Source organism: Mycobacterium sp. TY815, assembly GCF_030755135.1.
Taxonomy (GTDB): Bacteria; Actinomycetota; Actinomycetes; order Mycobacteriales; family Mycobacteriaceae; genus Mycobacterium.
In genome coordinates, this window is sequence record NZ_JAUFRX010000002.1 from 81,220 (window position 1) to 94,589 (window position 13,370).

Genomic DNA, 13,370 nt, shown 5'->3' on the forward strand with positions numbered 1-13,370 from the left:
GCATCGCCGGAACTATCCGGTGAAGCCCTTTTCATCGAGCTTGCCGAGCACGACGGCGCGCACCACTTCACGGAACGAACCGATCGAACCGGAGCCCTCCCTGGACCAGGCCACGAAGAACCCGAGAATCTGTCGCCAGTTCTTCTTTCCCGCTTGTATCGGGGCGTCGTTGAGAACGCAGCGTGCATCGATCAGATAAGGACGAGGGGTGCCGATGGCCTCGTTGAACGCAGAACGGAAGGCGCGCAACGAGTTCACCCGGCACGACTGCACACCGACGGACTTGGCGTACTCGGCAAAATTGATGTCGGGTAGGGCCGACCCGTGGTCAGGCCATCCCATGATCTCGCTTTCGAACTTGATCGCGGCAAGCGCCGAGTTGTTGACAACGACGAAAACCAACCGTTGGTTAACGCCGGCCGCCGACTGAATTTGGCTCAATGTCACCGAGGCTCCGCCGTCACCCGCCACCGCGATCGTTATCCCGCACTCGACGGAGTTTTTCGCGACGCTGATCGCTGCAGGCACCGCGAAACCCATGGTGCCGAATGACGCAGACCAGATACTTCGGGTCATCGAGGTGATGTACCGGTAGACCCACAGCGTGTTCACGCCGACGTCGGCACACACCGTGGAGGTGCCCTCGAACCGGGCGAGCTCCTCATCGATTACTTGGACGAGGCTCGATGCGCGCAGCGGAATCTCATCGCCCCTCCGCACCCGCCGGCGACGGCGGCGGTACGCGGGCCGTAATCGCCTGTCGCGGTGCGGCGAATCGGCACGCAGCCCACCGATCATCGCCTCCAGCGTCGACATTGCGTCGCCCAGCAGGCCGATGTCCTGCCCGGTGAGCCGCAACATTGCGCTCGGATCGATATTGACCGCGATGGTCCGCCCGGCCGCACCCAGATCGAATGCGGAGCCTCTGTTCGACACGCCGACCAGGAGCAGAGCATCTGCGCGCGCTATAGCCCCGAATGCCCGCAGATCACCGGAGCCCCCGACTCTGCCCTGCGCGCGCAGGCTCTGGCTGTGCAGTACCGAATCTCCGCCCATCGTCAGATGCACCGGACAACAGAGCAATTCGGCCAGCTCATTGAGTAATTCCGCGCAGCCGGCCGCACCACGACCCGCGACGATGGCAACCCGCCGGGCGGATCTCAAGGCCGAGATCGCATCCGCAAGAACTGGACTCTCTGCGCCGGGTGTCCGCGTCCCCATGTCCGGTCCGCCCGCTGGGCACTCGGCCCACTGCTCCTCGAGCGCTTTTCCTTGCACCTGCAGATGCACTACACCACCGCCCGTGGCTGCCGCGGCGACGCACGCTTGTCGCACCGTGGCGGCAGCCGTCGCCGGTTCAGCTACGACATAACGTGCGACGGTGACCTCCTCAAGCATCCGGCGCGTATCGAGCAACCAGTCCGCCGACTCCACGGTCACTACCAGGATCCTCGCGTTATCCATCGCCGCGTCGTAAATCCCGTTCAGTTGCAGGAGCAGCGCCGGGCCGCTCGCGACTATCGAGCCCGCCGGAGCACTTCCTGCCTTTCGCAAAGCCGACGCGCTCATCGACGGCGCCTGACCGTTGACACTTCGCTGCGCGTTTCGCAGGCATGGCAGCCGCGGCAGACAAAAGTCGCTGATCTGAACCGGTACAGCAAGATTCGCGTCGAGGCATTCAGCCAGCGAGCGCTCACCGGGCCGGGACACCTCCAAAGACGGGCCCGCAGTTCTACAACGGCGTAAGGATATGATCGCTGGGCCCGCGATCGCGATCGAATCGGTGTCGGTCCGCAGCGACATCGCCGCGCCCAGATGCGCGATTCGAGAGACCACTTCGTCGCTGTCGGCCAGGCACGCGACAACAAGATCGCCGTTGACGCTGACCAGAGTTGAGAGTTCCGAAATGAATTGGCTCAGTTGTGAATATTCGGTCATGACCAAGCGGCGGAGATTTCCGGACAGGGTCGCGCCGATGCCGAGTGGCAGCGCAGCACCAGGTATACCTGCCGCACTGGACACGACGTATGCGTCCCGCAGATCTCCTGGCAGTAGGTCTTCGGCTCCGTCGAGATCGGTGAAAACCTCGATCGGAGTCGAGGATTCGTCGATGTCGTCACGTTCACCGCGGTTCAATACCGCCCGCAGGGTGGCTGCCACGTCACATACGACTTGCGTGGTGTAAGGCATGGACTTCGACGTGCAGCGACGGTCAGTGATCTCGAGGAGGTTCGCAAACTCAGACAGGCGCGGCTTGATCAACGGCGTCGATCGTCCCACCACCAGGACGTCTCGAGCTCGGATGATGCCGGTTTCCCGACGATCGAGGGTGTAGACCGGACAACCGACCTTGGCCGAAAGGCTGTATGCCAAATCAACATACGAGTTGTCCTGACTCGAAAGGACTATCGCCAGGTCATCGGAGTCCAGGAATGCGACCACCAAGCGCAGCTCTTCTTTGCCCGGAAGCGTAGGCGTCGGCAATCTGGGGATGAAGGACGCCGCGCGGTTACTAGCCAGCGGCGCATAAAGTACATCGCCCGGGATAGCCACATGGCACGCGGTGGACTCGTGTAGTGACAACACGCAGCAACGAACGAAACGCTCGAATTGGCTCGCGGAATGGATCAGCACAGACGAGGAGGTGCAGTGCTGAAAGAGGGCCGCAGAGTCAATCTCCTGGAACGACTCCCGGCCCAGGCTGGCCAGCGGGACCTGACCACTGATCGCCAGCAACGGCACTCGTGCGAGGTAGGCCTCGTATGCCCCGGCCACCAGGTTGGTGGCGCCCGGGCCTGCGCTGCCAAAGCACACGCCCAGTCGGCCGGACGACCTGGCATACCCCACGGCCATCAGAGCGGCTGCGGATTCGTGCCTGGTGGTGATCACCTTGATCTCGCTGCGGCGGCTCGCCGCATGGACTATGGAATTCACCGACTCTGCGGGCATGCCGAAGAGATACTCCACCCCCAGCCGTATCAGGCAGTCCACCAGCGCGTCGGCAAATCTCCACCGTCCGAGGACGTTTGATACGGGGTATCGATTATGCATTGCAGACCGTGCTGGACCGATCACTGACCAGGAATGCGGTCAGCGACTTCACCACGGCATCGACAGTGGTCCTCGATTGCACAGTGACTCTGACCCCCAAACCGGGATATTCCCTCAGCAGGATGCCGTCGCGGAACGAATGCCGGAACAACGAGTGCGACTTCTGGGTAGGCAGCCAGACAAAATTCCCCTGCGACTCGATTCCAGACCACAAGCCGTGCTGAGAGAGGAAGGCTTCTAACCGCTTTCGGTTCTCCACGACAACCGATACCCGGTCCCGTAACTGCTTTTCATGCCTGAGCGACTCAGTCGCAGCGGCAAGGGCGACCGAATTCACCGAGTAGGTCGGCACGGCGGACCGGACTCGTGCCGCGAGGGCAGCGCTGCTGAAGACGCCGTAACCGATCCTCAAGCCGGCGAGCCCGTAAGCCTTTGAGAAGCTGCGCAGGACCGCGACCGCGTCAGGTCCGCATGTCAGGCGGCGGACGGCATCGGCGGGCATGGTCTCGTCGAACTCCGCATACGCCTGATCAATCACCAGCAGTACATTTTTCGGCAGGACCCGGCGAAACCTGACGAGGTCGTCTGGGCTCACCGCCGCACCCGTGGGATTGTGTGGCGCAGCGATGATGACCTGCCGTGTCGAATCGTCGACACGGCAGAGAATGCCGTCGAGCGACTGGGCACCCGCGGGTTCCGCCGGCGCGGCGACCGGGACGCCACCGGACCTTGCTACCAACACCGCGTACTCGGCAAAGGTCGGCGAGCTGAATACGGTGGATCCTGTTGTCGGACAACCCTCATGAAGAATGGCGTCTAGAACGCCAAGACTACCGGCACCAATAACGACTCGGTCGGCGAACACTCCGTGCAGCGCGGCGATCCGCTCGGTGAGTTGCGCGACATGATGCGCGAACGGGTACCGGCTGAGGCCTGCCGCGCTCGCCTCGAAGGTATCCCGCACTTGTGCGAGTACGTCGAAATCCAGTTCGTTTCGCGACAAATCCAGCATCGTCATGTCAAGTCGAAATCCTCTGCTCTTCTGGTGTCCAGTCCGAGTTGGTCAGACAGCAGCATGATCGCGAAACCTGTGCAGATGACCGCGACCGACATGATGGATACGCGGTCGATCATGATGAGCGTTGAAAGGAATCCCACCGAGACGAACATGTCGTCGCGCAGCATGTCGTTCCACGACTGCTGGTCCGATGCCTGAACCAACCGCCATGCCTGATGACACGCCACCGGCAGCCAGACGAGAGCCAGCAGATACTTTGGTTCGACGATGCCGGAAATCACTGGAATGACGACGGCGGCGTAGACCGACACGTTCGCCACGGCCGCGATCATTGCCGCACGAAACCTGCTGGCGGACAACGTCGCAGACGTCGTCACGTTAACTCGCTTGTCCCCGTCATAGTCGGGAACATTCTTGATCAGACCCTTGGCGCAAAACCAGAAGAACAAATAGAGGGCGAGCGCGCAGTACTCAGGCTTGACCAAGACATGCAGTTTCTCACTCGAGGCCAGAGCCGCACTCGCATACGGGTACGCAACAGCGTTGGCGAAGTACAGGATTCCAATGCGAGGCCGCGCCTTCATACGCAGCGGACGAAAGGAGTACTGCTGGCAGCCGACCAAGGCCAGCAACGTCAGGGCGGCGAAGTACCAATTGACGAGCAGCGAAAGGACTAAGACTGCGGTGGCCAGCACATGGGTATGACGGAGCAGCCGATTTCGGCCGTAGCTGCCTAGTTGGAATACCCGCAAGGGGATGTTCTCGTTGTCCTCGACGATGTCGGTATAGATGTTGTACAGGTTGGCTATTGCCGCGATGTGGTAGGACACCACCATGCCCATGATGAGGTCACTCCACGAGACCCCGCCGCCGATGACGCTGGCGAAGTAGAAAGCCAACATGCCTGCAACGCATGTTCTCGGCCTGGAGAAAGCCAAGAATTGAGAGAGCCGCCACGACGCCGGCGCGTCGATGCCGGGGCACGATTGCACCCACGCCAGCCGTTGCTCGCCCGGCGAGCGCAGAAATCTGGACAGCCCCGTCTCCCCGGTCGGACGCAGGTGGGGCCGGTCTGCCAACTCCTGCTCCTCCACCGTTACTCCACCTCCAATGCATCCACGATGTTTGACTTCGCAGCCCTCGAAGCGGGTATCAAGGCGCCACACCAGCACAAGATCATCGCTACGACGACACCGACCAGGTCGACGGGGGAAAGCGCAAACCGCACCGAAATAGCCGTGACCGCGCTCATGATCATCGTGCCCAGCCGATGGACAAGCACGCTCGTCACCAGGCCGAGAGTGCCGCCCACCAGCGCAATGCTGGTCGACTCGACCAGGATCGATCTGGCGATGTAACCGCGAGATGCGCCCATCGCCCGGAGCACGCCGATTTCCCTTTTGCGTTCGATCACCGAAATCATGAACGCGTTGAACAGGGCCATCGCCGCCAATGCCGCCACGATCCATTGAACGAACACCGCGAGCGAGCCCATCTGGTTGACCGCGCTCCTGCCTGAGTCGACGGCCTCCCGACCGCTGTAGGCGAACAAATTTCTGGCAGTGGCGATTTGGCGAACCTGCTCTTGCAGCGCCGGCGCGGTGTTCGGATCTTTTGCGTGCACTTCTAAGTAGGTGGCGCCGTCCCGTTGAAACCAACTTCGCATGTTCGACAGTGACAGCGCGATCATCCCGCGCTCGGTGGTCAAGTAGTCGACTACGCCGAGGATGGCCACTGGACGCTCCCCGGAGGGGGTGCTCAGGGCCAGCCTGTCACCGACACCGCGATGGAGTCGGCGAGCAAGCTGCCTGGACACAACTACTCCGGCGCCGTCAAGAACCTTCGCCCGCACGGCGGGATCCATCGCGGTGAAGGCGGGTGCGACGGTGCCGGGGTCAGCGCCAATGACCAACACCCGGTCGCCGCCGACGTTGACGTAAGCTTCCTGCACCGAGATGACGGATTCGACTCCTGGAATTCGGGAAACTTCCTGATCTAGGCCCTTCGACATCAACGGACCAACGGGGATAACGTCTTTCGACGCGGAAGACAAATACATGTCCGCGTCGGCCAACGAGTTGAAGAAGTTTCCGGTGGAGTCGACGACGTCTGACAGCACCCCGTTGGTCACACTGCCCAAAGCCACCGCGATAGTCACGATCATCACGTTCGCCCACGTGCGCTTGGCGGACTGGGTCATCGTCGATCTGCTGACCTGACCACTCGGCCCCATCTTTGCCGCCAAGCGACTGGTGCCTTGTACGACGACGGGACCAAGAGCCCAGCTCAGGACGAGTACGCCCGCCAACGCCAGGATCCCACCGGCAAAAGCTTTTTCGTCGTGCAGCCGAATCGCGCAGAGAAACGCCGCGACCAGCAGGACGGCTCCGACGGCAACGCCGGACCAACTTGGCTTCGACTGGTCGGAGCCTAAACTTTCGAGCTCCGCGGGACGCATCGCCGCGACCGGCGATGCCTTGAACACGGCCATTGCCGGCCACACGGCGCCCAAAACACAGGCGGCCATGCCCGCCAAGATCACGATGACAATCGCGGTTTCGGGAACGAAAAAGGTTGGCTTCACGTCAACCGACTGCAGCATGAGTGGCGGAAGTCGATTGATGGCAAGGTAGCTCAACCCCACTCCCAACGGCGCCCCCAGGCAACCGCCGAGCAGTCCGATAATCGCGACCTCGAGCAGCAAATCCCTTGCCAGCTGCCCACGCTGAGCTCCGAGAGCCCTGAGGGTGGCGATCATCGGCTTGCGCTGCACCACAGCCATATTCATGGTGTTGAACACGATGAAAACCGCGACCACGAGTGCCATGGAACCCACCAGGAGCAACGTGTCGCGCGTGAGCGCGACCGAGTTGTCGGATTGCGCCACCCTGAACTGCGGCTCGGCGACAACCGCCCGATGGTCGACCACCCGCACCAGATCCGCATTCATGCGCCGAAGATCCGCGCCGGGTCTCGCCACGATGAACACCGAACTCACTCGACCGGCCTGGTGCACCAGTTGTTGAGCCATCGGTAAACCGACGATCAGGTAGTCCCCCGCGTTGTATTTCTCGGCAAGCGTCCCCTTCGGAACGAACACCACCTTCACGCCGACGGTATCGATGTGAACTGAGCCGCCTGCGGCGATTCCCAAACCGGGGCCGGCAATCGCCCCGTCCGCGAGCGACCCGTGCGACCTGTCACGTTCTGCCTGCTGAACAAGCTCGGCACCCACCCGGTTGTCCAACACTCGTAGGTTGGGACCTACACCCAATAGTGTTGTGCCGGAGCGTGGCTCGTTGATCGTTGCCCTCACGATCGGTTCGGCGGCTGCCACGCCCTCGACCGCTCGCAGGTCACTCACCAGCGCCTCGGGCAGACCACTGTCTGCCGCCCCGGTCACTTCGAACGCGGCCTTGCCGTAGAGGTCTTCTGACATGGTCGCAACCGATTTCGTCAACGAGCTGTAAATGCCGGCGATCGCCACCAAGAGGCCAGTCGCTATCGTCACGGCGACCACGCAGCTGACGGTTCGCTTCCAGTGCGCGGACGCGTAGCGCCAATTGAGAAACTTGAAGCGGACCAACGGTGGGATGATCATCGGGATTCTGCTTGTTCTCTGGGCCGGATCCGGCTGTCGACGACTTTGCCATCCCGCATGACGATCTCGCGGTCGGCGGCAGCAGCGATTGCGGCATCGTGCGTAACCAGGATCACCGAACGATCCCCCGCATCGGCGATTTGGCGAAGCAGCGTAAGGATGCTGCTGCCCGACTCTGAATCCAAGTTCCCCGTTGGCTCGTCGGCCAGAACGACGCCCGGCTCCATGATCAAGGAGCGGGCAATCGCCACTCGCTGCATCTGACCCCCGGACAGCTCAGAGGGCTTGTGGTCGATGCGATTGCCCAGCCCGACCATCTCCAACAGCTCACAAGCGTCCTGTCGGGCGAGCTTGATCGAAGATCCGTCCAGAACGCGGGGCATCGCGACGTTTTCCCAGGCGGTCAGCGTTGAGAGCAAGTTGAAGAACTGAAAGATGAAGCCGACCCTGCGTCGACGATATTTCGACTGCTCATCGTCGGTCTTCGCCGATAGCTCTTCACCATCGACTCTGATGGAGCCCTCGTCTGGCCTGTCGATACCGCCGATCAGATGCAGCAGTGTGCTCTTGCCCGAACCCGAAGCGCCAGTGACGGCTACGAGGTTCTCGTTCCCCAACGTCAGCGTCACATCGTCTACCGCTCTCACCGATTCCTGCCCTCGTCGATACGTCCTGCTCACTCCGGAGATCTCGATCAACATGCGCAGCTCCTGTTTCTGAGGCGAACCGATGGCTTCACGCCGCGACTCTCGTCCGCGGGCAGGTGGTCCCGGATGGAGAACTGATCCGCTGAGGCGGTTGCATCCTTCCGTCGCACGGGAACACTCGGCCTGCTCTGATCGGGGCATATTGCCGCGGTCTTCTTCACGTTCGCCCGCGCGGTGTCGCTCCCGGTTGCCGGCGCAAACGCGGCACTGCGGTGGCCGGAGACATGACCGGAGACAACAGTTTTCACGTGCCGCTCGCACTGTCGGAGCTCTCGGCGCCCCACGTACCAGGCGTCATAGGGACACTGGGGCCACTTCCGTAGGAGTCACCGGCGACGACGGCCAGACCGGTGGCATCCCTGGCGTTGACTTTAATTGCAGCGTCGGCGAATCCGACCGTTCCGGCGGCCGTGTTCGATGCGGTGACGCTCCTCTCGTGCTCAGTTGGCACGTCAGGGATGTCATCCAGGGTGAGGTACTCGTCGCGATAACCGCGTTCTTTCAGATCGCTTCGGCGACGGCGACGCGCTTTGGTTGCGCTGCGACTGAGCGCCGCGGCCGATGACGCTGCGGGGACCGCAGCAGCCGGCGCACTCGCCACTGCCTTTTCGCGCAGCACGGGGTCGAAGTCGGAACCGGGGCCCGGCCCAGCGATCAGGTAGGCGAAAGTTCCCGTGGCACCGGGCGTCGAGGTCGGAGTCGGTGCAGAGGGGGCAGTCGATGCTCCCGGGGAAGTCGGTCCGGGAGGCGCACCCGCCGTTACTGCAGTCGGCGCGATAGCAGCGATCGGCACGATCGCTTGTTCCGCAGCGGTGACAGGTAGCTCGGCCAGAACCTCAACCGGGACCTCGGCGACCTGGTACAGGGCAGACAGTCCCAACGCCAGCGGTATCGCGCCGGTGGCGGCGGCAAAGGCGGTATAGAGGGGCGTCCCCATCAGTGCGAAGGTCGCCGCGTAGGCGAACACGTATATCAGTGGAAGCCAGGTGACCACGGCAGTCGAGGGACTGGTCGCGAAGTCCGTGATTAACTGCACTACCGTGCCGAAAGGATCGGATAGCAGCCCTTTTAGAGCGCGATACATGCTGCTGAAGTGCTCTGACCACGCCAATAACTCTTCGACGGGATCGGTGGGCGGGGAGTGCGCAGCCTCCGCGGAGCCTATCGTCGGCGCAGGCGGCGCGGGTGTGATCGCCACCAAAGCGGCCGTCGAAACACTCTGGTAGACGGTCATTGTCGTGGCGGCCTGGATCCACATGCGGACGTAGTCCGCTTCGTTTATGGCAATCGGGATCGTGTTGATGCCGAAGAAGTTGGTCGCGAGCAACGCGGCATGGGTGCCATGGTTGGCCGCCAACTCCGCGAGTGTCGGCATCGCGGCGAGCGCAGAGGAGTAGGCAGCCCCAACGGTGCCGTGCTGTGCGGCAATGCCGGAGCTGCGGACGCCGGTGTCGGACAGCCAGGCCAAGAACGGCCCGTGCGCCGCCGCGTACTGCGCTGCGGTGGGCCCTTCCCACACACCCGCCTGCACCACGCCCAGTAACGCGGATAGCTCTGCGGCGGCCGACCAGCACTCGACACTGAGCGCATGCCATGCCGAAGCCGCGGCCAGGAGCGAGCCAGGACCGGGGCCGGTCGAGAGCAGAGTCGAGTGCACTTCAGGGGGTGTGGCAATCCACGCCGGGTTGATGATCACCTCGGCTCCCCCGCGTGTGGAACAGGAGCGGAGCGGTTCGAATACGGACTACCAGTTGTCATTGGCACCTGCACAGGAAGCCGCGAGTGCCTCCCGCGCCTCCTTCAAGTTTGGTAAACCTACCCTTATTTGCGGGAGTCAGTATTACACAGGATGCGCAGGTTTCAACGTCTTTCTTTAAGTAAACCTAACCTAAGTTTCGATGCCCGTCCGTCGCGGTATCGGCCGGGGAACGACAAGTGCCGGGCCCGAGGGCCCGGCACTGTCGCGCGCGTTAGCGCCTATTTGATTTTCAGCTGATCAGCCGCGGCGGCCGCAGACCGGCCACGCGCCGATGCCCTGCGAGTGCAGCACGTTCTCCGCCACGCGGATCTGCTCCTCACGGCTGGCGCTGGCCGCGCTACCCGAGCCACCGTTGGCGTGCCAGGTGCTGGCGGTGAACTGCAGGCCACCGGAGTAGCCGTTGCCGGTGCTGATCGCCCAGTTGCCACCGGACTCGCACTGCGCGATCGCGTCCCAGTTCACGCTGTAGGCCCGGACCGGGGCAGGAGCCGGGACCTCGTCAACCGGCGGCGCGGCAGGGGCCGGGTCGAAGCCGGCGGGCTCCGGCGCCGGCGGCGCGTCGGGAGCCGGCGCGGCGTCAGGGGCCGGCAGGTTGGGGTCGAAGCCCGCGAGCTCCGGGGCCGGCGGCGCGTCCGGGGCCGGCAGGCCCGGGTCGAAGCCGGGAGCGACATTGGGGTCCACGCCCTGGACATCCGCATGAGCGATGCCGGTGGTCGGCACGGTCACGAGGGTCCCGGTAATCGCGGCGACAATGAGCGTCTTGCGGACGTTCTTCAACAATCTTCCTTTCGCTGCGCGCGCGATGAAGCCAGCCCACAGCTGTGGGTTGGGTGTTGCTTGTGCGTCAACGACGCTGAGATGCTTCATGGCGTGCCGTCTCGTTTCGGCACGACAGCAGAGGGCTTGATCTGCCCGGCGCGGCCACTGGCCGGCGCCCGCGGGGCGGCGGCCGTTTCGGCTGCCGTCTCCCACATCCGCTCACACGCGGGTCCGTGGATTCAATTTTCCGGTTATTTTCGGTGCCCATTTTTGGGCTAAAAGGACCGTACGATAACGATTTGGATTCGTCACCTCGTCCGAATGGGTATACCGGACCGATAACGAGCCGATCACGACGCCGCCGTGGGCGCGATCGACGCAGGTCAATCGGCTAATTCGAGGGGTGACCAATTAGTCGTGGCTGCGGCACATTCGTGAGCCTTATCACGCGCATATTGTGAGCTGGGCCACCGGATTTCGCTATATTACGCACGCCGAGCAAAACGGATCGATAACGCGGCGCGGGTGACGTGGCCCACAATCATCAGGTCGAATGCCCGGCGTCACAATACCTTTCGTGCCATGTTGCACCGCCGCCGAATCCATCGCCCTACTGAGTTTGTGGTGAAAATTCTTTGAGTACGCCATGTTTCGCGCATGTCGCGCCGCTGCGCTACGAAAACGGCCGCAGCGCAGCAGCATTGCCAACGAGAGACGCCGGCCGCGCGGGGTTAATGCAGAGCGACGGAGGGTGCGGTCAACGTCCCGGACGTACCGGGGTCCGCAGATCGTCCACCGTGTTGACGTTGGTGAGCGCGTCGGAGTCGCTCAGCACGATCTGCTGGGCGTCTGATGCGTCGATCAGGTCACTCATCTTGCGCGCGCCGGCCGCCACCAGGGCATCGATGCGGTCGGCGAGATCCGTGCGGTAGACCGCGGCCAGGTAGTGACTGCGTCCGTCCCACGGCATCACCACCTCGGCGTTGGTCTCGACCGCGAGGCGGAACAGCTCTTCGATCAAATCGACTGTCAGCGAAGGCATGTCGACCGCTGCGACGAACGCGTAACGCGCTCCGGCCGCCGCGGCGGCCCGCAGGCCGCGTCCGGTTGCCGGCAACGGACCCAGTCCGCGCACCTCGTCGCGCAGGATCTGAACCGACAGCGCGGGTAGCGGTTGTCCCGGCGCGGCCATCACATATACCGGCGAACAGCGTTGCGACACAACGTCAACCACGCGCTCCACCATCGTGCCCGACCCGTCGGGCAATGGCAGGGTGGCCTTGTCACGGCCCATCCGGCGCGATTCGCCGCCGGCGACCACGACGCCGGCCAGTGAGACGTCTTCAGCCACTCGCCACCTCAGTCCACGGTCCAGGTATCACGTCCGCGCAGCAGCGACTGCAGCGCGGCTTCATCCGATGGGATCGAATTCTGGGCGGACTCTACCTGCGAGCGGGCAGCGTCGTCGTAGGTGGGTCGGCTGATGTCGCGGAAGATGCCCATCACCATGTGGTCGAGGTTCTGATCGGACAAGCGCGACAACGCGAACGCGTACGCCGAATCGTCGGCGTGGGCGTCGTGCACGACGATCTCGCCTTCGGCCACATCGGCCGTCTTGGCCACATCAAGACCGAAGCCGGACTTCACCACGCAGTACTCGCCGTTGGCGCCGAACACGATCGGCTCCCCGTGGCGCACCTTGATCACCCGCTCTTCGGAGCCCTCTTTACGCAGCGCGTCGAACGAGCCGTCGTTGAAGATCGGGCAGTCCTGCATGATCTCGACGAGCGCGGCACCACGATGCTGGGCCGCGGCCCGCAGCACCTCCGTCAGTCCGGCACGGTCGGAATCCAGCGCGCGGCCAACGAATGTCGCCTCCGCACCAAGCGCCAGCGACACCGGGTTGAACGGGTGGTCCAGCGAACCCATCGGCGTCGACTTGGTGACCTTGCCGACCTCGGAGGTCGGCGAGTACTGGCCCTTGGTCAAGCCGTAGATCCGGTTGTTGAACAACAGGATGGTGATGTTCACGTTGCGGCGCAGCGTGTGAATGAGGTGGTTGCCGCCGATCGACAACGCGTCGCCGTCGCCGGTGACCACCCAGACGGAGAGGTCCTCGCGCGCCAGCGCCAGGCCGGTGGCGATGGCCGGCGCGCGGCCGTGGATCGAGTGGAATCCGTAGGTCTCCAAGTAGTACGGAAACCGGCTCGAGCAACCGATACCACTGATGAAAACGATGTTCTCGCGGCGCAAACCGAGTTCGGGCAGGAAGTTGCGGATGGTGTTGAGGATGACGTAGTCACCGCAACCCGGGCACCAGCGCACCTCCTGGTCGCTGGTGAAGTCCTTGCCCTTCTGCGGCTGGTCTTCGTCAGACAGCCTGGGCACGCCGTCGTTCTTCGTCACTTTGGGGGTTACCCCAAGGTCAGAGCCGATCAGGCTAGTCATGAGCGCCGCGTCCTCCTCATCGCTTCG

9 protein-coding genes are annotated in these 13,370 nt (G+C 63.2%); all 9 read right to left on the reverse strand.

Going from position 1 to position 13,370, the window contains the following annotated elements; translation table 11 throughout:
- Positions 1–12: 12 nt before the first annotated feature.
- The 9 genes from QXK92_RS20140 to QXK92_RS20180 all read right to left on the reverse strand — a co-directional run bounded on the left by QXK92_RS20140 (position 13) and on the right by QXK92_RS20180 (position 13,343).
- A complete protein-coding gene (locus QXK92_RS20140) occupies positions 13–3,051 on the reverse strand; it encodes a thiamine pyrophosphate-binding protein (RefSeq protein WP_306244624.1) in 3,039 nt (1,012 codons plus the stop codon).
- Positions 3,044–4,069: a histidinol-phosphate transaminase gene (locus QXK92_RS20145; RefSeq protein WP_306244625.1), complete on the reverse strand. Its 1,026-nt coding sequence runs from the start codon at positions 4,067–4,069 to the stop codon at positions 3,044–3,046. The genes QXK92_RS20140 and QXK92_RS20145 overlap by 8 nt, the downstream gene beginning before the upstream one ends.
- Entirely contained in the window at positions 4,066–5,163 is a 1,098-nt protein-coding gene (locus QXK92_RS20150; protein WP_306244627.1) for a UbiA family prenyltransferase, read from the reverse strand. Before QXK92_RS20150 ends, QXK92_RS20145 begins: the two co-directional genes overlap by 4 nt.
- 2 nt (positions 5,164–5,165) lie before the next feature.
- Positions 5,166–7,670 carry an FtsX-like permease family protein gene (locus QXK92_RS20155; RefSeq protein WP_306244628.1) on the reverse strand — a complete coding sequence of 835 codons (2,505 nt, stop codon included), beginning with the start codon at positions 7,668–7,670 and terminating at the stop codon, positions 5,166–5,168.
- Positions 7,667–8,371 (reverse strand): ABC transporter ATP-binding protein, encoded by a 705-nt coding sequence (locus QXK92_RS20160; protein ID WP_306244630.1) that lies wholly within the window; start codon positions 8,369–8,371, stop codon positions 7,667–7,669. Before QXK92_RS20160 ends, QXK92_RS20155 begins: the two co-directional genes overlap by 4 nt.
- A 250-nt stretch (positions 8,372–8,621) precedes the next feature.
- Positions 8,622–10,073 carry a PPE family protein gene (locus QXK92_RS20165; protein WP_306244632.1) on the reverse strand — a complete coding sequence of 484 codons (1,452 nt, stop codon included), beginning with the start codon at positions 10,071–10,073 and terminating at the stop codon, positions 8,622–8,624.
- 300 nt (positions 10,074–10,373) lie between these two features.
- Positions 10,374–10,913, reverse strand: coding sequence for a transglycosylase family protein (locus QXK92_RS20170; protein ID WP_306244633.1), 540 nt, complete (start codon positions 10,911–10,913; stop codon positions 10,374–10,376).
- Between the two features lie 739 nt (positions 10,914–11,652).
- Complete coding sequence (gene mobA / locus QXK92_RS20175; protein ID WP_371934570.1) at positions 11,653–12,246, reverse strand: molybdenum cofactor guanylyltransferase; 594 nt, start codon at positions 12,244–12,246, stop codon at positions 11,653–11,655.
- An 8-nt stretch (positions 12,247–12,254) separates the two neighbouring features.
- Positions 12,255–13,343: a 2-oxoacid:ferredoxin oxidoreductase subunit beta gene (locus tag QXK92_RS20180; RefSeq protein WP_371934571.1), complete on the reverse strand. Its 1,089-nt coding sequence runs from the start codon at positions 13,341–13,343 to the stop codon at positions 12,255–12,257.
- Positions 13,344–13,370 lie beyond the last annotated feature (27 nt).